This is a genomic window from Streptomyces sp. ISL-96, from assembly GCF_018614035.1.
Lineage (GTDB): Bacteria > Actinomycetota > Actinomycetes > Streptomycetales > Streptomycetaceae > Streptomyces.
In genome coordinates, this window is record NZ_JAGGPA010000030.1 from 1 (window position 1) to 18,926 (window position 18,926).

Here is an 18,926-nt window from a genome sequence, read left to right on the forward strand (position 1 = left end):
CACTGGACTTGAAATCTTCCGTATGGGATGGCCACCGCGGTCTACTACCCGGCTCCCTGGGACCTTTACGACGACATGTACGTGAAGCGTCAACGGCACACGGTCACGATCGCGGCGAAGAAGAACGCCGCCGCTGCGAGTCGCTACGCGCCGATCATCGAGCAGAGCGCGAAGACCGATCTGGACCTGTGGAAGTCAAAGGCCCCGTCGGTTCCCAACACTCCCAAGGGCTTCCTCGTCGTCGTCGAACCGGACCGGAAGACGTACACGAAGCTCTACAACAATGGTGGCCTGGACGTTGGCTGGGATGCCGGGCAGAGCGTGCCGATGCCGACCTTCAATGAGGGATACGGCGGCAAGGAGGACCGGCTCGAATTCGGCGGCGCGCGCATCAAGATGGATGCCTCGTCAGAGCGCTTCACTTCGTCTGCGTGGAGGCGCGGCGTTGCGGATATCTCGCGTCATGAAATCGCGCATGCTCTCGTGCAGCCACAAGACAGCGGCTCCTACTCCTTCGACGACGAGAAGAGTCTCCGTTCTTGGGTTGTCGAAGGGTTCGCGGAATACGTCACGAACCGATTCGACCGGGAGCTGGGGGATCAGGGCGTTCGAAACGCCCTGGCAGGCCAGGAATTCGACGGTGAGTTGCCCAGCAGCGACTTCGACAGTGACGCCAACCCGGTCAGCATGAACTACGCCCTCAGCTACCTCGCCATCCGGTTCATCGCCGAGGAGGGCGGCGAGGAGGCGGTCTTCAAGTTCGTGGTCGACCACTACAAGAAGCCCACGGAACTCGACCAGCAGCTGCAGAGTGCCGTGGGTATGGGCGAGAGCGAATTCCAGGCCGCGTGGGCCCAGTACGTCAGGAGCAACAGCCGATGAGCACCAACGGACCCGTGCCGGGCACCAGCCCTTATGGGCAGCAGCCGCCGATGCCGCCGCAGGCTCCCGTGCCGCCTCAGCAGCAGCCGTCTATGCCGCCTCAGCAGGCTCCCGTGCCACAGCCCGGATACGGCTACCCGCAGCAACAGCCCACGCCCGCACCGCAGCAGGGATACGGCTATCAGCGGCAGCCGATGGCGCCCCAGCCCCAGCAGGGCTATGGCTATCAGCAGCAGTTCCCCGGGGCTCCCGTTCCGGCAGCGCCGCCGCGTAAGAAGAAGACCGGCCTGATCGTGCTGCTGGTTCTCGCGTTGATCGTGCTCGGTGGGGCGGGCGGCGCCGCGTGGTACGTGCTGGCGAGTGGCGCCGTCGAGCCGTTGTGGACTGTGGAGGCGAAGTCGGGAGAGGGCTCGAGCGAGTTGGACGGAGCCGGCACCTGGTTCACCGACAAGGCCGTGATCCAGACCGCGCCCGGTGGGGTGAAGGCCTACGCTCGCGACACAGGAAAGAAACTGTGGGCCACACCGCTGCCCGGCGCGGGTAACACAGCATGCGTCGCTCCTTCTGCTTCTGATGGCGGAATCGGGATCGTTGCGTATGGCGCCTCGGGAGGTGTGGAGGGAGGCGAGGGCGAATGCAACAACGTCGCCGCGTTCGACCTCAAGTCCGGCAAGGAGTTGTGGCATCGAGGCTTCTCCGGCAAGGGGCTGAGCGTGGCCCGCACCGGTGAGACCGTGGTGCTCGGCGGGAAGGTACTGAAGGCGGCGGACGGCTCCGTGGCCTGGGACTTGAAGAAGACGGCTACGCCCTACTGCGGAACAGGCCAATTCACCGGCGGCAAGAACCTGATACGCCGGGCATCGTGCAGCAAGGGCGATCCACTTGAGGGCAACGAGAAGAAGTGGACCGAGGTATCGCTGATCGATCCCGCCACCGGTGAGCCTGAGTGGACGAAGAAATTTGGTGAGGATGCGGTCTCGGGCATCCTCACCACCTCGCCGCTTGTCATCAGCGGATACGAAGGTGCCTTCGCGCTCGATGAGAAGACCGGTGAAATGCGTGGGAAGGTGCCGGAGTTGGAGGAGAAGTACTACGTCCACTTCGGGGACGGCGGTGACCCGACGCATGAGGCGGCTGGGTTCGGCAATATCTTCGTCATGGAGGTTTCCCCGCGGAACAACCCCAAGGGTGAGCAGAATGTGCTGATTGCCTACGACCTGGACAGCGGGAAGGAATTGTGGAAGACGGATCCTGTGGACACGATTCATTACATTCCGCTGACGGACACCGGTAGCGAGCGACCGCTGGTGTACGTCACCCAGGCCTCGCATGAGCCGAAGCTGGTGGAGTTCGCCCCCAAGGACGGCGCGATGGAGACAGTCGCCGAGTACCCCGAAGAGGTCGACAAGGGCAGCAGCGTCTTCGGGCGGCCGTATTGGAACAAGGGCACGCTCTACCTGTCCGACAACGGCGGAGCCTCCGGCCTCGCAGGTAGTTCGTCGTACTCACTTATCGCGTTGCCGACGACGGATTCCTAGCGATCTCCGACGAGGCGAGGCAGCCATCGCTGTCTGTCTCGCCTCGTGCCGTGGGACATCGTTCGTTCGTCGTAACTTTCCTGCTGGCGAGTGCACTTGGCCCGATGGGCCCCGGTAGCCCTCCCGGGGAACGCTTGCCCGGGCGTCAGCTAGGGTCGTAGAACACGATCAACGTCCTGTCCGGAGCGGGAGATTGCGCTGCCCCATGGCGCGCCGCGGTTTCTTCCGTCACGCAGCTCCCGAGCCAAAGAGCTCGTAACACGATCACGAGGCGTGTCTCTTGAGGCGTCGCCAGCAGATGAGGCTGCAGGCGAGTCGGCATCGTCGGTCTCCTCGCTGCGCTCTCGAATATTCCAGTTGCCATTGTCGTCAGAGCCAGCACCAACAGCTTGCCGCTGTGGCTGCGACAGCTGCTCAGAATCCAGTGACGCCGACGACAGCCAACGCGCGCCGTTCATCACACGCATGGCGACGCCGAAGCCCGGCAGGCAAGCCGCTGCAAGGCCACCCAGGGCCACCATCGCGCTGAGGATGCCGGCGAACAACGCCGCGTTCCACCAGGGCCGAGAGGTTAGTCTCTCCCGGGTGTTGTATCCATGCCATTCAGCAGCATGTGCCGCAGGCGCTGTGCCTGCGGCACAGCCGAAGCCCGGTCAGGCCGAGACTTCGCATGATCCCGGGTGGTGAGTCGCTTGTGAGTGACGTGCTCACCGTCCTCGCGGAGTCCGGGTTGCGATCCGGAAGGTGCCGTCCGATACCGGTGAACCTTGCATAAAGCGGGAGATGCCGAGGGCAGTGTGCGCAGTCGTCTGACGCAGAAGGGGCGCCCAGTGGCCGGCGGCGAACCGGAGCTGGTTCACCAGTTCGTCTCCCCGGGTGCCTCCGGTAGCGGCGACCAGCCTGATCGCCGCTCCGGCCGTGACCGTACAGCGCGCCGCATCTCCTTGAGCTGGGGCGGATAGAGGTTTATGACCACCGGAGTGACGTCCGTTGTCCTGAAGCTTCACGATCCAACTGTTCGCCGTGTGAGCGGTGCCTGCCTGTCTACTACCCGACGTCCGCCCTGACCTGGTCGGAGGTACGGGCTCTCCTTTCACCGCCGTTCTCCGGGCCAGAGGCAGGCGGTGGCTCCACGCCGCTGGAGATCGTGAGGTCGTGGGCCGACTTCGACAACAGTGAGACGTAGAACGGAAGATCCGGCAGCGACGGAGTGGTCAGGCTCATGACGAGGAGCCGACGCATGCGGGGGAGGGGGAGGTAGACATCGGCCCGCGCGAGGGGCAGGGACGGCGCCGTGTCATCGTCCGGGTCGGACTGCCATTCCAGGCCGCACAGCACGAGCACGCCCGGCCCTGCTGGAACGCGGATGTCCTCGACCGTGTTTGTTCTCGTTCGCGGAGAGCGCCTCGAAAAGGCCGTGCGCGGACAACTCGGCATCGGCCTCGTCCAGAGGGTCGAGGCGGGCCAGCAGCGAGGCGGTGGTGAGGCGGCCGTTCGGTGCCTCGTCCAGGCAGAAGCCCGCGTAGAAGGAGTCCTCTGTGAGGGCGTGATCGCCAATCTCACGGTAAGTGTGGAAGGTGACTTCGCGTTGGAGCCGGTGCCGTGCGGCCAGACTTCCTCCGCGATGGACCAGAGTTGCTCGAGACGCCCCTCTTCGTCCAAGTCCAGGCCCAGGGAGTGGAATCCACCAGGTATGTCCAAGTGTACCGATCTGGGCGAACTCGCAAGGGGCATCCGGCTGTGAACGACCTTTTCGATATCGCGGCTGTTGAGCAGAAGCCGGCCTTCTGGTACGGACTTCCCCTCGGCTACCGCCAGGTGGATCTCCAACCGTCACCCGCCGGACTCGCAGAGGTGGCGCGGCAGATCAACGACCTTCCCAGCGAGGTCCGCGACCGCGCAGACCAGGTGTTCCGGCTGTACGCCATCGTTGTGATGATGCTGCAGAAGCAGCAGGTGCAGGGATGTGCGCTGGGTATGCATCCCGACGACAGCGGCGGTTCCGCGCTTTCTGTCCTCACGGTTTTTCAGCGTTCCGACGCCAGGAATGAACCCCAAACGCGTACTCACCAAGATGCTGGCCGGCGGCGCGGGGAGCGGTTCCGGCGACGGTATGCGACCCGTCGAACTGCCCATTGGTACTGGGTTCTTGTCGGAGTCGGTGCAGACCACGGTGGCCCCGGGCGTACCTCCTGAGGGACAAGAGGAGCCCAGACAGGAAGAGGTCTGGCAGGGGATGGTGGCGATTCCGGACACGCGATCCTCGTCAGTCATCGCAGTACAGATGGTGACCGCGTCGGTGGAGTTCGCCGATGACTACCGCGGCGTCCTGCTCGGCACCGCCCGTACAGTGACGTTCACCGATCCGGCGCGGGCTGAAGGGGAACACGCCTTCGAGTCGGTAGCTTCAGGCTCCGTCGCAGAAGCGATGAAGAGCGATTTCGGATGAACGCAGAAGAGCAAGAGGACAATGCCATGCCGGAGACTTCCCAAGCTCCGTACGCAACCGATGGAACCGACTTCAAGTCAGCGGTGAAGTATCACTACGTCACGGCCCTGAAGCGGTTCGCGAGGTACTTCGTCATTTTCGCGCCCATGTTCATTCTGGTTTTCGTGACGGGGATTGATTATCTGTTGCCGCTGGCCATCGTGGGGTTCGTCGGTCTGTTGATCGCGTTGATATTCTTTTGGGCGGCTCTGTCCTGGACCTGGAGGTGCTCGCGGGTCCTCCGTAGGTACCCCCTTGAATTCCGCGGTCCGGTCGAGACGCTGCAAATGAAGGGGAACAGGGTGCGGGTTCTGACCATCGGAGAGAAGGGCGCCGACCGCTCGCCGGTGCTGGCGGCCGTGGACCCCCTTTCGCGTCCGGGCTGGCTGAAGGGCATGGAGGGCGGCGTTTGGTTCGCCGGTGACGAGGTCTTCGGGGGTGCGGCGCTAGTACCGGGGTCCGGTCAGCTGTTGTTCATGCAGCCCCGCGATTGGGAGCTGATGTCCGGGCAGCGAGAGGAAGCCGGAGCGGAGCGCCTCAAGAGGGCGATGCAGGCCGGCCTCAAGCGGCGGGCGCCGATCCGGTAGGTCACCGGGCCGCGCCCCTGGAGGTCCCGGATCAGGTTCGCTCGCCCGGTAGGCGCGCCTGCTCTGCGTATGGGCACGCCTACGGGTCGCCGCCCGCTAACTCAGAGGCACCCATGGAGCAGGGCACTTCTCCGGGAGGCCGTCCCTTTCACTGGCCAGGGCATGCTCGCCTGAGGCGGGCAAACGATCAAGGAGAGGTTGGAATGAGCGGGAAGCTCCGAGCGGTGTCGGCCTGGCTGGCAGTCGGAGGCCTCGGGCTGCTTGCGGCAGTGGTGCGACTGCTGCTGAAGCCGTCCTTGCCGCCACCCCGGTGGGACGCTCTCGCCTGCCTTGTGGTGGCAGCAGTTGGCATCGTCGGCTGCCTCACGGTTGTTCGGCGAGGGCCCTCGCCGGAGCCGGGCGGAGTGGCTACGCGTCGACGCTGGTGGCCTGAAGGGCGCAGAGCCTGAAAGCCGGCCGCAGCGTAGAGGATCGTCGATGCGGGCCCGTAATCGCCAGGTGGAAGTCCACAAGGTGCTGTCATCGGAGTTCGTCGAGAAGCTCAAGGGGGCCGACTACTACCGTACCGGGGTCCAAGATTCCGTGCCCTTCGACGGCGGGAGCCAATCGGAGGAAGGTACCGTCTCCTCAAAGACACCCGCTGAACCTGGTGACCACGTCTGGTCTCTCTACGCTCCGTCCTCGCCGCACGTCGGTGTATTCCTCGACGCTGGCAGGGATTCCCTGGAGCGTAAGGTCGGCGGCCCAGCGTGGGGGCTGTTGCTCTTTGTGCTGGTCTGGACGACAGGGTGTCTGTTCTTCGCTGTGGTGGGCGGCAGGTCGGTTGGCACGCCCGGTTTGCGGGCGGGACGCTTCCGCTCTCTGGTGGTCACCCCGGTCGGCGGAAGAGTGGCCGTGCCCAGGAGAACGCCGAAGGGAGTGGCTGCGAGGGAGCCGAAACCTTGCCTGGGGCTTGAAGGAAACGGGGAGCGGCTCGGCCTCTTCATGGACGCGGCATTCGAGCCCGATACTCTCGCCCGGCACGTCAGCGGCAGTCCGGCGAAGGTCTACTGGGGGGAAGGAGCCAGAGCAGAACCTCAGGGCGCCCCGGCCGCCCAAGCGGTGCTCGTCGTGGACGGCGAGCATTACGTCCGGGCTGGGTGGAGGCCAGTGATGGCTCGGATCTGCCCGAAGGCTCGCCGGTCCCGGCGGCCAAGCGCCTTGTCGAGGGACGCGAGTTGCGTGCGATCAGTCCGTACCCAGTCTGGGACCCGGCGCTGTACGCCGGCGGTTTCTGGGCCCTGCTGCTCAGCCTGCTGGCCTTGGGGATTGCCATGATCGGCGTAGGCACCGTCATGACCATCATCCTGGCCGTCGTGGCGTTCCTGTCACCCGGTCTCGCGTGGGTCAACGCTGCGGGCGTCCGTAAGGAGTACCTGGACAGCCTCCTCCTGACGTCCGTCGCCACTCCGGCGGGATCCGCTGCAGAGGAAGGGCTGGACGACGGCGATGGAGCAGGGTGCCAGGGTCGCCGGTGATGGGGAATTTGAGTGCGGGTCTCCGCAGGTGATCATCTTTGCTGAACCCCATGACGAGGAGTCGTACACGTGAAGTCCAGTCTCTCTGTCCCCCTTCCCTTGGCCGAGTGCGCCTTCGACGACCCCGCCACTCGGCAGGGCTTTGAGAAGGTCCGACGCAGGGCTCGCATCAGCCTCCTGATCAGGGTCGCGGTGTGGCTGGGCCTGCTCATCGTGGCAACGGCGTTCAAGGAAGAGGAGACGCAGCTCGTCTCGGGCGCCGCATCCTTCCTGCTGATACCGACTGCGTTCCTGCTGCCGGCTCCGGGCAGGGCGCTGTTGTGGCTGCGTGCCGTCGAGAAAGTTCTGAAGTCCCACCCCTGGAGGTACTGCTCCGCGGTCCGCAGGCCGGACGCCAAAGTCAGTGCAGGCACGGCCGTACAGCTCAGGTTCGGTGACGGCGGTGACGGCGGTGACGCGGGTGACGGGCGTAACGGGGTTGGCGACGAGGGCTGGACGCCGGTGCTGGCCGCGGGTACATGGCGTCTGCGTAAGCGCTGGTCGAAAGAGCTGGAGTACGGGGCCTGGTTCGCGGGCAACCCTGGCCGCGGTGGCGTACTTGCTCTGCCGGGCGGGCACCGACTCATGACCCTGCACCTGAACCGACCATGACGAAGGGTCGCGAAACGTAATGAATCGGAATTGCGAATGTATGGAGCCGGCAACATGACGCCAGACGCCCAAATCCCGCCGGACCAGCGGGCCTTCGACCATGCCCCGACACGGCAGGCGTGGCGGCGGGCGCGACTGCGCGTGGCCGGTGGACTTGTCGTCCTCATCATGGTGACCTTGGTGGCGTTTGGCCTTGTGGGCACGTACGAGACACAGATCCGCCTGGCCGGTGCGGGTCTTCTGCCCGCTCTCTTCTTCGGCATCGTCCTTCCCGCCGGCCTGTACGCCTACATCGGGTCGCTTCGCCGCCTTGGCCGCATGCGCAAGGTTCTGCAGTCCAACCCATGGAAGTTCCGGGCAGCTGCCCGCAAGCACCCGCACGCCAGGGAAGCCAAGGGCGTTGCCGTGCAGCTCAAGGCCAAGGAAGGGGAGGAGTGGGGGCAAGTCATGGCTGCCCGTAACCCGCTGCGGTGGTATCGCTGGGACCCGGCGATGGAGCAGGGCATCTGGCTGGCCGGTGTTGCCACCACTGGGGCAGTCATCGCGCTGCCGGGAGGTCGTGGGCTGATGACCCTGGAGCGGGACTACTGGGGCTCGGCGTCCGGTCGCCGTCGGAGCGAGCACGATCGCAGCCGGGATCGCTTGAGCAAGGAGCCCGGCCGGGGCCGAGCGTGACGCTCCGGCGCCGCTCGCCCGCTGCCCTGGCTCCGCACGGCAGTACGCTCGCGGGCAAGGCCCTGACCAGCGCCCTGAGCCGCGACATCACGGTCGGCAAGGCCGACCGTGATGTCGCGGTGACGGGTGCCTGCCCCAACTCTCGGAACCCGAACAGGAGCCAGCCAGATGTACCCCACAGCCCAAGTCCCCCCGTACAAGTGCGCCTTCGATCATCCTCAGACGCGGCGGAATTGGCAGCGAGCACGACTGCGCGCGGTGGCGGTTTTGCCGGTGACCATAATTCTGCTGCTGGCGACCTTGGCGGTGACGGGAATACTGGCGGATCAGCCCAGAACCCAGCCGATGTGGATGCGCATCGCGGCCGTCCTGTGTCTGATCGCGGCACCGTTCGCCTTCGCCATGGCTCTGTACTCGTGGGGGCCGGTCCTCCGCCTGCGCAAGATCCGGAAGGTGCTCCGCGAGTATCCCTGGGAGCACCGCGCTTCCGTGCGTCCGTGCAATGACGTCAAGGATGTCATGGCACTGCCTGTGCGGCTCAAGGCCGACGCGGACGGCGCCTGGTCCAAGACCATGCGCGCGGTCAACCCGCTGCGGAGGAAGCGCTGGACGGGGGAGATGGAGGAGAGTGCCTGGTTCGCCGGTGACCCCGAATTCGGTGGAGTGATCGCCGTGCCGGGCGGCAGTGAGTTCATGACCCTGGAGCGTGGCAGCCGGACGCCCCTGGAGGAGTACCGGGAGATCGTACGTGACAAGAACCGTATGGCGCGGGCCAGGAGGGCCGGTGTCGGGGCCCTGAGTCTCGGCCCTCCCACCTGATCGGCGGTGCGGCGACACCCCCGTATCCGCTCGACAGGAGCCGTGGGCGCCGAGCAGGGCACCTCATGATGCGAACGAGAGTCCCTCGGAAGAAGAGGCTGACCAGGTACGAAAGCCCAAGCCCGGCCCCCACGATCCCCGCGCCGATCATCCCGACCACGGCCGCCCGCGTCACGTTCCGTCCCGCCGCTTCCCATGCCTCGTTGTACGAGATCCGGCTCCGGCCGGAGGGTGCGTAGCCCGTGGCGACGCAGAAGACGCCGAGGTCGATGAGGACCCAACCCGTGAAGAAGCCGGCGACGAGGTAGTTCACCTCGCATCCCTCCACCTTCACGGTGCACTGCGTGCCGACCCACCCTGCTGCGTACGCCCCTTGGTACGCGCCGACGCACTTCCCGCGAGCCGGGACAGTGAGCGGTTCGTTCCCTGCGCGCTGCTGCGATCGAGCCATGGCGATTCTGGCCTTCTGCTTCGTTCGTCTGTGCGGATCATTGCTGACTCAGGGCGTCTGCACGTCAGTTCAAGCGCCATTCGAATGACTTTTCTATCACTTCAGTGCGCTAGGTTTTTGACTGCATCAAGTTGCTCGTGCGTGCGAAGCGCAAGGTAATCGGGGGAGTGGGCATGGCTGTTGGCGGTTTCGACGTCGATCACCGGACGCTGAAGATCCAAGGCGAGGAATTCAGGGAGATCGGTAGAGAATTTGTGACCGCGACTGGTGAGCTCAAGAAGACCCTGGAAGGCATCGGGACGCCCTGGGGTGAGGATGTCATCGGCGGACCGTTCGATGTCGTCTACCAGCCGGTGAAGGACGGGATGCTCGACTCCATGGAGAGCCTCGGTGGCCGGCTCAAGAAGATGGGCACGAACCTGCGGCACATGGGTGATGCGTACGGGGGCGTCGAAAAGCGTACGTACGAGGCGTACAAGGCCATCTGAGGGCGGGCCCCATGTGCGGGGCCTGTGGAACGACGACACGGGGGTTGTGACCCACATGGCACTGATGCTGCCTCGCGAGGTCGACTGGGTTCTCGGGCTGCTCGGTTGCGAGTGGCCCGATGCGAACGAAGACGAGATTCACAGTGCCGCCACGGCGTGGCGGCAGTTTGCCTTGACGGCAGCCCGGTTGGGATCGCGTGGAGTTGCTGCGGCATCCGCGATTCGGTCGTCGAATGCGGGTGAAGCTGTTGAAGCTTTCGAGGAGAAATGGCGCAAGTTCGAATCCGGCGGGGACGGCTATCTGAACGACGCAGTCGAGGCCGCCAACGCCATTGCCTTTGCTCTCGACACGGTCGCCATGTGCGTACTCACAAGCAAACTCGCCGTCATTGCCCAACTCATCGCGCTGGCCTTTGAGATCGCCGCAGCACAGGCAGCGGCTCCGCTTACCTTCGGGCTCTCGGAGCTGGGCGCGGTGGGCGCCGTTCAGATCACCCGTGTCGTCGTACGAAGGCTGCTCGACGAGCTCAAGCAGGTCATCGTCACAACGATCGCGGACACCCTGAAGGAAGCATCAGTCCGGGCGCTCAGGGACATGGTTCAGGAAGTCGTCACCGCAGCGGCAAAGGAAGGCGCGACGGCGATGGGGCAGGACCTTATCGAGCAGGGGGTCAAGGCCAACTTCGGCGCGCAGGACGGTATCGACCTCAAGGACGCCGCGGGAAAGGGCCTCGGCGCCTTCAAGGAGTCGGCCACGAAGGGGCTCAAGGACGGTCTCATGGGTGTCAAGGACAACATCGTCGGGCTCGCCGACCCCGGTACGTACGTGGATGCCGTAACGCAACGGGCTGCCCAGCGCGCGGAGGCAGCCGCGGACTAGGGCCTGAACCATGCCACCGGACGAGGGTCGGCGGCGGCGGAAGCGGTCGGAGAGAACGGAGAGCCGGGAGCGGCGGCAGTGCCCGCGGCAGCGGACTCGCAGCCGGCCGCACCAGCCGACAGCCGGGCCGCGACCGCCCCGGACACGCCGCCCGCCGCCCCCAGGGCCTCCGCATCCGCGCCCGCGCCCGCGAGAGGGGCGTTGCCCGGACAACCGTCAACAGCCGACCGAATCCGTACCGACTTCGGGTGACGAGAGATACGACGAGAGATACTTCGGGTGACGAGAGGTGAGGAGAAGCGAGATGGCTCAGCAGCAACCCCGTAACCCCCAGGGGCCTTCCCCCGACCGCGGCGTGTGGGACGAAGCGCTCGAACCGGAGCAGGTCCGCTCACTGAACTCCGCGCTGCGCAAACTCGCCGACGGCGGCGGCGCCAGCAAAGAACTCCAGGACGCCGCAAAGAAGTTGCTCTCGGGCCGCGTCACCCTGCGCGACGCCATGGACGACCCTTCGACGGCACGAGCCCTCGGTGGCGGCATGGCATCGCTGCGCGGCGAGTGGGAGGCGCTCTCCGACGAGGAGCGCGAGCAGATCAGGCAGGGTGAGGTACCGGCGAGCAGCGACCCGTCCTCGGACCCGTCCGAGCCGAGGCGCTCCCAGGGCGAGCCCTCGCCGGCTCCGAAAAAGAGCCAGGGGCGCCACAGCGGCGGATTCTCGCTCTACTGAGCCACCCGCTCACCTGCCATTTTCAGGCCGTACGCCGGCGGGCCCCCGCGGCGTACGGCCCGATCGCGTTGTCGTGCCCTTCTAAACCGAGGGCCCGCCCGCCATCGAGCAGCGCTTTCCGGACGTTCACGACTGCTGGTTCTCGTCGGGCTCACGCTTCGCTGACCGCTCTATCGCTCGGTAGTACGGGAAGTGGACCGGGCGGCGTAGGACTCTCTGAGTTCACTGGCCTTCACTCAGAACAGCCCGTGCCACATCTGCTCGACGATCAACGACCACCACGAGCCCGGATCTGCCAGCGCCGAGGCGTCGATGGCAAGCAACTGAGCCTGGAACGCCGCCACCGCCGTACCGGCCGCAACCGGGTCCATGCCCTGCATCTGCTGCCGTGTGGTGACCAGGAGCGCGAGGGCGCGCGCGAAGGCGGCGGCTGAGACGTTGACGTAGCAGGTCGCCGCGTTGACGGGGTCGATCGCCCAGAGGGCGCCGAGGCCGTTGGGCTCCGTCGTGCCGGGCAGGCACTGCACCGCGATGACGGCTACCCCGTCCCAGCCGATACGGACCAGATGCGCCAGCGCGCTGATCTTCTCTTCGCCGGCCGGGCTGCGGCGCTCGCGCAGGTTCGTGGCTATGTCGCTGAACAGGCCGCCGGCGGGCGGGCTGTCGGGCCGGTCGGCGGTGAAGAAGAGGGGGATGTCGGCGGGGACTCCAGCCCAGGTGAGCGTCGAGCCGGTGGTCTCGGGCAGTTGGCTGCCGGCGACGTCGTCGGCGTCGTAGCGGCGTACGCCGTCCTGACCGAAGATCTCGACGAGGTGCCGGCCCAGGGCTACGTCGCGCATCGGCTCGGCGGGAGTCACGCTCGCGGGGACCGGGGTCCGGTAGGGGCGCGGCGGCGGCTGCTGGCCGGCGATCTGGTGCATCATCTCGACGTGCTGAAGCAGCGAGGCGATGCCTTCTTCGCGCGTTTCCGGTCGGGCGCCGTAGCTGTGGGCGCAGGACAGCTTGGCGTTGGGGAACGCGTTGAGGAGCTCGGCGGTGTAGCCGCCGGGGAGCAGGCTGGGGCGCAGGTCGGTGTGGACTGCCACGACGTTGTCGATGGGTACGTTCATACGCTGCAGCTCGGCCCACGCCTGGTACTCGACCGGAGGCAGGCCGGGGCCCGAGTTGCGGAAGAGGGTCGTCTCCTCGCCGCTGGCCGGGTCGACGTACGTGAAGACGGCGGTGTTGCCGGGCCCGGTGACCGGACGACCACTTTCCGACGAACCGCCGCCGTGCTTCTGCTTGTACATCCGTACGGCCTCGTCGACCGGAACCGAAGGCCAGACCGTCAGCTCACCGGTACGCCGGTCCACGACCCCGCACGCGTCCCCGATCTCCGCGGGCGGCCGCCGCTCCCCGGTCTCCGGGTCGCGCTCCATCGGCGCGGGTGCGGCCCACACGACCCACCCGAGGTCGAACTCCCGCATGCGGACCTCGCGCCGCGGAGCCCCCGAACCGTCGGGGTTGAGCCACCGGTCGGCGGTGGCGAATGCCCGCTCCTGGCTGATCACGCGGGGCTCCTTCGAGGGCGTCGGGGACATGGTGCTACGAGGCTATCGGTGTGGTCGGCGCCGGGACCCGCAGGGTCTTCGCGCCGCGCTCGTCGGCGAGGAAGAGGACTCCCTGCGGGAAAGATCTGCACCGGGGGATCGAGGGACCCGCTGGACCAGGCCGTGGACGAGCAGCACGGACGCGCCGCCGTCGCCGACCAGGTACGCGCCAGGTGTGTCCCCTGGGACAGCGAGTGCTGCGACGGGGCCCGGCTGTTCCTCGCCGGACGCCGGGATGCTGCCCACGGTCACGGCGTGGATGCCAGGGACCGGCAGGCTCCACAGGGTCTGCCACGGGAGGTCTCGGTCGTTGCGCGGGCCGATACGAAGAGCGCCTGGCCGATCTGCATCGCGTGACACAGGCCGGCTACCAGGTACGGCTGCCGTGCGTAGTCGTTCGTTGCGCCGGTCATGGTCCCTTGTCGTCCACCCTTGCGGATGGTGCGTCAGTCGTTGTGCAGTGCGTAGGTCCACGCCTCTGCGCGGGAGCCATCCGCGTCGATATCCCAGATGGCGTCTTCGATGTGCTGCCGGAGCAGATGGTCCTCGTCCTGGTTCTCCAGCGTCCCGAGAATGCGACGCCCAGTGAGCCACTGGGCGACCATGGCCAGGAAGCGGTCGAGGGACGTTGCGACGAGGAGGCCGTCCAGTCCGCTCTCCTCGGCGGTACGCGGCATGCGCAGGACGTGCCCGGAGGGTCCGTCGATCACGATCTCGGCGCCCATCCACAAGCCGATCTGGAAGAACGGTCCGTCCTCTGCGGGCTGCTCGACCTCCTTCGGCCAGGGCACTTCCCACAGGAATCTCTCGTACTCGGGCTCCAGCCTGATTGCCTTTTCATCCATGACGGGAAGGCCGGTATCGGTGAGTACACGGCGGGCGGTTTTATCGGTCAGGCCGGCCGGCAGACGGTCCGGGCCGTGGTGCGCAGAACGGGGGCGCGGGGGAAGAGCGTTCCCAGGTCGGCCGCAGTGGTGGTCGAGGCATTGACGGGCCGTGTGAGGCCTGCTGCGGTCCTGGTGCCGAGCAGCGGTGCCCCGCGCAGTGGCGTGAGCACGTGCTCCGCTTCCGCGTGGGCGGCTTCCACGGCGAAGACACCTCCGGGGCCGGCGAACACCGTGAGGTTGCCAAGACGCACTGAAACAGGAAGGAACTCGTCGTCGATACCCTCGTCGAGGTCCTCGTGCGCAAGGAGTTCGCTGCGACGGGTCGGGCCGGTTTCCCCAGTTCCCTGCGGCCAAGCCAGCGCATCCGCTGCCTCGTCCGGAAAGTTCTTGTCGAACCACGGGCCCGCCACGAGCTCCGAGGTCTCGGCGTCCCACACGCGTACGCCGCCGTCCTCAGCGCTCGCGGCCACGGCCAGGCGATCTCGCCAGCACACCCGGAACAGCTGGTAGACCGGACCGGGTTCGAGGTAGCCCGGGTCGAATCCGCCCGGTGGGCGCCAGTGTGTCCACCGGGCCTTCCAGGGAAGACGTACGCCGGAGTGCTCGATGGCGGCGCACAGCTCGGTGTCCTTTCGCGCCATGGCCATCAAGTGCAGCCATGAAGCCCATTCGCCCTGATCTGGCGGGGCCACCCCGTACATCCACAAGTACACAGCATCGGCGGCCGCGTTCGAGCCGGGCAGCGAACCGCTGTGCGCGCAGTGGGCAGCGTCCAGGAGCGCGTTCTGGGGAAGATTGGCAAGGACACTGCCGTCCCGCAGCAGCTCGTCGAACTTTCCCGCCTGCGCCGCGTGCATGGCCAGACCATGGGCGGCGTAACGGCCCAGGGGACCGGAGGCGGCCCAGCCGTCAGGATGCCGCAGCTGGGGGGCGACTCCTCGCAGCCACTGGACCATGTGGTCATTGACGTGCGTGCTCAACTCGGCAGATGTCTCATGACGCAGGGCGTCGGCCACGGAATCGTCGGCGAATGCGACCTCCGCGTCGGACACCGTGATGAGGCCGGAGAAACGGTCGGCAAGCTGGTGCAGGGCTGCCACGTCGGAATCTGCCACACCGACAGCCCGAGCCAACTCTCTCCATGCCTCCCACGGCACGCGCCGCGGCTCGGACAGGGCCAGTGCGCGCAGTTGCGGCGACTGCGAGGCAGCCGCGACGGCGGCCCCGAGTGCGTTCTGCGGGTGTCGAGCGATGTGTCGTCCAGCCAGAGTGAGGGCGTACCGCGCCGCGCCGTCCCAGGATCCGGGGGCGGCGTATCGACCACAACGCTTGGTCCGGCGAGGGAGAGGCACTCCGCCGCCTGGTTACCAACAAGAGCGGGCTGGGCGGACCTGCGGGTGAGCCCGGCCCGTCCCGCGTGCGTGATCAGAACCAGCTTGCCACCGCCTTGCTGGCGGGCAGCCCTGCGCCAGGTGTAGGGACTCGCCTTGTCATCGGGCACCCCGATGAGCCTCAAAGCCCTTCGGAAAACGTCCTCCGCATCCGCTTCCGTGGCATCGAGCAGGACACTTTGGGGGATGTGCCGGTGCACCTCTTCGAGGACGCCCGAGGTGCCGGTGAGGCTGATGACGTCCAGGTTCTTCTTCTTGGGGGAGCCGTCGCCCCACCAGTCACGTACCTGTGCGACTGCCTGGGCAGGAGCGAAGCGTTGGGGGTCGGGAGAGGACTCGGACATGGGGACTCCCTACTTCGACGGAACGACGTTGCAGCGTAGCCTTCGCAAAGGCCGAGCCGATGGCCGTGAGGTGGTTATCCATGTCCTTGTGCTCGTGCTGGTCGTCGCTTGGGTAGTTGCGCACCGCCTGTTGCGGCGAGTCCGGAGAGAGGTCAATGTGCTCCTCCGCCGGGTCTTCCGGCTTGGGCGGCGGCCGTGGGCCTGCCTGCGTACGGGGCCACCATGGAGAGGGCCACGTCGACACAGTTGTTGTTGCCGGGGGAATTGGGTCCATCGCCGTTGATGTTCTGGCCCCAGGGGCCCTTCGTGGGGTCGGCCTGCCGAGTCGGGTCGCCGTTCTCGTCTCGGGGACCGAGTTGTCCAGGCCGTCCTGCTCGGCGCGGGTGGGGTTGGTGACGCGCCGGGAGGTGTGGCGTTGCGGGTCGCGGACGCCGGTGGTGGGGGTGGGCTTGGTGTTGTTGTCCTGGCCCTGCTGCTGGGGCGGCGGGGTGGCGTGGGGGCTGGTGGCGTTCGGGCCGGACGGGGAGTCGCTCGGGGTGGTCCGATGCGGAAGCGGCGGCGGTGATCAACCCTGCGTACCTTGCCGGGAATCACACACAGAGCGGAGCCGAACACAGTCGGAAGGCACCCTGTGACGGGTACTCGCACGGTCATTCCTGCGCTGTGATGTTCGCGGAGCTACGAGGTGGCCGACGCCGATTGCCGGATCCGCAGCGCCTTCGCCCCATGCTCGGTCGCGGCGACCAGGATGCCGTCGGGGGAGAGGTCGGCGCCGGTGAAGGGGGAGTCCGAGATCAGGGAAGCCACGACTGTCTGGCGTGACTGGTCCCATACACGGAGCTGATCTGTGCCTCGGAGGAGCGTGAGCTGGGCGGCTGCCCGGTCCTGTTCGGACAGCCGCAGCAGCTGTTCCGGTCCGGGCTCGTTGAAGAGAGTCGGCTGTACGAGGCTATGCATGAGCAGCGCGGAATCACTGTTCCCGGCCACGGGGAACGCGCCGGGCGTGCCGGTGGGTACCGTGAGAGCGGCGACAGGAGTAGGCGCTTCCGCTGGGCGTGGGAGCGTGCCGATCGTGACTTCGCTGATGTTGCGCAGGCGGACGCTCCACAGGGTCTGCCAAGGCAGGTCGAGGCCGAGCCGGTGCACCGCCGCGGCGAAGTCCGGAAGCTCGTCCTCGACGAACGCGCTCTCCAGCAGCGCAGCGCGGGCCAGGGTGGGTGCCTGCGTACGGGTCAGTAGAGGGGCGATACGCAGGTACGTACGCCCCGGAGCGCCGAGTGCTTGCGCTGGGACGGCCTCGACTGCTGCGCGCAGCGGCACTGGGGCGGCGTACACGAACAAACCGGGGTCGGTGAGGAGTTGGGGCAGCAGCCCGGCCTCCAAGGTGTGAGCTGCGATGTAGTCACGTACGTAGGGATCGGCCTTGCTCCAGTCCTGCCCGGGCACGGATTCCAGGAGTGCCATCGCGATCTGCGATTGTGCGGCCCGGACGTTGGGAAGCCCGGAGCGGATCTCGTCGGCGATGGCCGGGTGAAGTAGCTGAAGCAGCGCGCGCTCGCTGTTCGCGCCCGTCTGGAGGGACTGTACGAATGGTCCGGTCAGCGCTGCGGTGCCCGCTATCGCCGTGGTCATGTCCTTGTCGGCCAGGGTGCTGACGAGCCGTTCCCACAGCTCGACCGGCAGACTGTCCCCCTCGGCAAAGGCCAGGGGCGCGAGCAGTTGGCGCAGCGTCTGCGGATCGGCTCCGAGGCGGCGTGCGTGCAGGTCGAGTGCCTCGCCCGGGGAGGCGGGCAGTTGGCTTTCGTCTCCCGGTATGAAACCTGCTGGACTCGCCAGGATGCTCCGGACGGCGAGCTGCACCGTGAGCGGGCCGGTCCCGGCGCGACGCCCGATCGCCTCGGCGAGGGCCCGTCGGGTGGCAGGGTCGGTGGTGAACGGCAGCTCCGGCGCCCCGTGCTCGGGGCTGAGCAAGGCCTCAGCCTGCAGCGACAGACCCTGCGGGTCGGCCCACTGGGACTCGTCCAAGTCGATCACCTGCGCGGTGCCGGGCGGCAACCCCTCAACCAGACGCGCGGCGAGCTCACGCGGTACGTCGGCCAGAAGCCGGACGTTGGCCGTGGTGGCGAGCGGCTTGAGTACTTCCCGTACGACCCGGGCCGGTTCGCCGGTCGTCCGTACCGGGCCTGCGCGATCGACGTCCGGTACCACGACGGTGACGGTCCGGTCGAGGGCGGCCAGTTCGGCGTACACGTCCTCGATACGCGTGGCCTGCAAGCCGTAATGCTCCGCCAGCAGCCACCCGACCTGTGCAGCGGTCAGCCCGGCCGCACTCGGCACCGCCGGGGCGGGGAGCTCGGGCGGCACGGTCGACGGGTCCAGGTCGGCCAGCGGAAGCCGCTTGCGGAACTCCGGGTCGCACAGCATGAGGAACCCGGTGAGCAGGTGCGAACGCCCGCTGCCCGGGTTGCCGGTGAGCACGATGACGCGCGGCGCACCCGGCCACTCCATCCGCCAGGCGGCGAGAGCGCGCAGCACGGTGACGCGGCCGCCTATGTGGGGATGTGGCACGTAGCCGGTGGTCGGGGCGGTCATGGGTGTAGTCCTCGCGGGTGTGCCGGGGTAGGGGTGAAGGCTGGTCGCCAGGCGTCAGGCACCGGGCTCAGATGTCGGGCGACAGCTAGGCGTTGCGTTCGACGTTCTTGCGGTAGAGCGCGATGGCCTTCTCGGTCGGGTAGTTGGGGACGGTGACGGTTTCGCCGGTCTCCTTGGAGACCACGATCTTGGCGCCGCCTGGCGGGGAGGGCTGTGGGCGGCCGGCTGCGTCGGTGCGGGGCGGGAAGACCGCGAACACCAGGTAGCCGATGTCGAACTCGTGGACCTTGAGTTCGGCGGGAGTGCCGTCGGGAAGCTTGGGCTGGGCGTAGCGGCTGCGGACGATTTCCACGGCTTGGGTGGGGGTTGTGGGTGGGGCCTCGGGGGTCATGCGGGTCCTGTTCGTCGGTTGGAGTGTGC

Annotated in this window: 19 protein-coding genes; 13 read left to right on the forward strand and 6 right to left on the reverse strand. The window is 67.1% G+C overall.

The window, feature by feature from the left end; all coding sequences use genetic code 11:
- Positions 1-27 precede the first annotated feature (27 nt).
- Together J7E96_RS20705 and J7E96_RS20710 are read left to right on the forward strand one after the other, a co-directional pair.
- Positions 28-882 (forward strand): hypothetical protein, encoded by an 855-nt coding sequence (locus J7E96_RS20705; RefSeq protein ID WP_215133155.1) that lies wholly within the window; start codon positions 28-30, stop codon positions 880-882.
- A 14-nt stretch (positions 883-896) separates the two neighbouring features.
- Entirely contained in the window at positions 897-2,420 is a 1,524-nt protein-coding gene (locus J7E96_RS20710) for a PQQ-binding-like beta-propeller repeat protein (protein WP_215133156.1), read from the forward strand.
- 1,047 nt (positions 2,421-3,467) lie between these two features.
- On the opposite strand, the gene J7E96_RS20715 is transcribed toward J7E96_RS20710, so the two are convergent.
- Positions 3,468-3,764 (reverse strand): hypothetical protein, encoded by a 297-nt coding sequence (locus tag J7E96_RS20715; RefSeq protein ID WP_215133157.1) that lies wholly within the window; start codon positions 3,762-3,764, stop codon positions 3,468-3,470.
- 396 nt (positions 3,765-4,160) lie between these two features.
- Here J7E96_RS20715 and J7E96_RS37550 point away from each other — a divergent pair, with 396 nt between their 5' ends.
- The 10 genes from J7E96_RS37550 (at position 4,161) to J7E96_RS20760 (ending at position 11,703) form a co-directional block, all read left to right on the forward strand.
- Complete coding sequence (locus J7E96_RS37550) at positions 4,161-4,616, forward strand: hypothetical protein (RefSeq protein ID WP_251070201.1); 456 nt, start codon at positions 4,161-4,163, stop codon at positions 4,614-4,616.
- Between the two features lie 40 nt (positions 4,617-4,656).
- On the forward strand, positions 4,657-4,869 hold the full coding sequence (locus J7E96_RS37555; protein ID WP_251070202.1) for a hypothetical protein: 213 nt from the start codon (positions 4,657-4,659) through the stop codon (positions 4,867-4,869).
- Entirely contained in the window at positions 4,866-5,495 is a 630-nt protein-coding gene (locus J7E96_RS20725) for a hypothetical protein (protein WP_215133158.1), read from the forward strand. The genes J7E96_RS37555 and J7E96_RS20725 overlap by 4 nt, the downstream gene beginning before the upstream one ends.
- 1,139 nt (positions 5,496-6,634) lie before the next feature.
- A complete protein-coding gene (locus J7E96_RS20730) occupies positions 6,635-7,012 on the forward strand; it encodes a hypothetical protein (protein ID WP_215133159.1) in 378 nt (125 codons plus the stop codon).
- 69 nt (positions 7,013-7,081) lie between these two features.
- Entirely contained in the window at positions 7,082-7,663 is a 582-nt protein-coding gene (locus J7E96_RS20735) for a hypothetical protein (RefSeq protein WP_215133160.1), read from the forward strand.
- Positions 7,664-7,717: 54 nt separating this feature from the next.
- The gene (locus J7E96_RS20740; RefSeq protein WP_214974735.1) at positions 7,718-8,338 is read left to right on the forward strand and encodes a hypothetical protein; all 621 of its coding nucleotides are present in this window, start codon (positions 7,718-7,720) and stop codon (positions 8,336-8,338) included.
- A gap of 273 nt (positions 8,339-8,611) precedes the next feature.
- Positions 8,612-9,157, forward strand: a complete 546-nt coding sequence (locus J7E96_RS20745) for a hypothetical protein (RefSeq protein WP_214974733.1) — start codon at positions 8,612-8,614, stop codon at positions 9,155-9,157.
- Between the two features lie 624 nt (positions 9,158-9,781).
- Positions 9,782-10,096, forward strand: coding sequence for a hypothetical protein (locus tag J7E96_RS20750; protein WP_214974731.1), 315 nt, complete (start codon positions 9,782-9,784; stop codon positions 10,094-10,096).
- Positions 10,097-10,151: 55 nt separating this feature from the next.
- On the forward strand, positions 10,152-10,976 hold the full coding sequence (locus J7E96_RS20755; protein ID WP_215133161.1) for a PE-PGRS family protein: 825 nt from the start codon (positions 10,152-10,154) through the stop codon (positions 10,974-10,976).
- Positions 10,977-11,280: 304 nt separating this feature from the next.
- The gene (locus J7E96_RS20760) at positions 11,281-11,703 is read left to right on the forward strand and encodes a hypothetical protein (protein WP_215133162.1); all 423 of its coding nucleotides are present in this window, start codon (positions 11,281-11,283) and stop codon (positions 11,701-11,703) included.
- 236 nt (positions 11,704-11,939) lie between these two features.
- Here J7E96_RS20760 and J7E96_RS20765 read toward each other — a convergent pair whose 3' ends face one another.
- Positions 11,940-13,253, reverse strand: coding sequence for an SUKH-4 family immunity protein (locus J7E96_RS20765; RefSeq protein ID WP_215133163.1), 1,314 nt, complete (start codon positions 13,251-13,253; stop codon positions 11,940-11,942).
- 162 nt (positions 13,254-13,415) lie between these two features.
- On the opposite strand from J7E96_RS20765, the gene J7E96_RS20770 reads away from it, so the two are divergent.
- The gene (locus J7E96_RS20770) at positions 13,416-13,649 is read left to right on the forward strand and encodes a hypothetical protein (RefSeq protein ID WP_214974724.1); all 234 of its coding nucleotides are present in this window, start codon (positions 13,416-13,418) and stop codon (positions 13,647-13,649) included.
- Positions 13,650-13,738: 89 nt separating this feature from the next.
- Here J7E96_RS20770 and J7E96_RS38485 read toward each other — a convergent pair whose 3' ends face one another.
- The 4 genes from J7E96_RS38485 to J7E96_RS20785 form a co-directional block, all read right to left on the reverse strand.
- Positions 13,739-14,200, reverse strand: a complete 462-nt coding sequence (locus J7E96_RS38485; protein ID WP_308296059.1) for an SUKH-4 family immunity protein — start codon at positions 14,198-14,200, stop codon at positions 13,739-13,741.
- A complete protein-coding gene (locus J7E96_RS38490; RefSeq protein WP_308296060.1) occupies positions 14,185-15,294 on the reverse strand; it encodes a hypothetical protein in 1,110 nt (369 codons plus the stop codon). Before J7E96_RS38490 ends, J7E96_RS38485 begins: the two co-directional genes overlap by 16 nt.
- Before the next feature lie 1,298 nt (positions 15,295-16,592).
- Entirely contained in the window at positions 16,593-18,506 is a 1,914-nt protein-coding gene (locus J7E96_RS20780; protein WP_215133165.1) for an ATP-binding protein, read from the reverse strand.
- 85 nt (positions 18,507-18,591) lie between these two features.
- Complete coding sequence (locus J7E96_RS20785) at positions 18,592-18,897, reverse strand: hypothetical protein (RefSeq protein WP_215133166.1); 306 nt, start codon at positions 18,895-18,897, stop codon at positions 18,592-18,594.
- Between the last annotated feature and the right edge of the window lie 29 nt (positions 18,898-18,926).

Bases quoted from the DNA above. Each gene is read 5' to 3' on its own strand.
- J7E96_RS20760 (WP_215133162.1), top strand. From the start codon at position 11,281: ATGGCTCAGCAGCAACCCCGTAACCCCCAGGGGCCTTCCCCCGACCGC.
- J7E96_RS20785 (WP_215133166.1), bottom strand. From the start codon at position 18,897: ATGACCCCCGAGGCCCCACCCACAACCCCCACCCAAGCCGTGGAAATC.
- J7E96_RS20725 (WP_215133158.1), top strand. From the start codon at position 4,866: ATGAACGCAGAAGAGCAAGAGGACAATGCCATGCCGGAGACTTCCCAA.
- J7E96_RS20750 (WP_214974731.1), top strand. From the start codon at position 9,782: ATGGCTGTTGGCGGTTTCGACGTCGATCACCGGACGCTGAAGATCCAA.
- J7E96_RS20755 (WP_215133161.1), top strand. From the start codon at position 10,152: ATGGCACTGATGCTGCCTCGCGAGGTCGACTGGGTTCTCGGGCTGCTC.
- J7E96_RS20780 (WP_215133165.1), bottom strand. From the start codon at position 18,506: ATGACCGCCCCGACCACCGGCTACGTGCCACATCCCCACATAGGCGGC.
- J7E96_RS20705 (WP_215133155.1), top strand. From the start codon at position 28: ATGGCCACCGCGGTCTACTACCCGGCTCCCTGGGACCTTTACGACGAC.
- J7E96_RS20740 (WP_214974735.1), top strand. From the start codon at position 7,718: ATGACGCCAGACGCCCAAATCCCGCCGGACCAGCGGGCCTTCGACCAT.
- J7E96_RS37555 (WP_251070202.1), top strand. From the start codon at position 4,657: ATGGTGGCGATTCCGGACACGCGATCCTCGTCAGTCATCGCAGTACAG.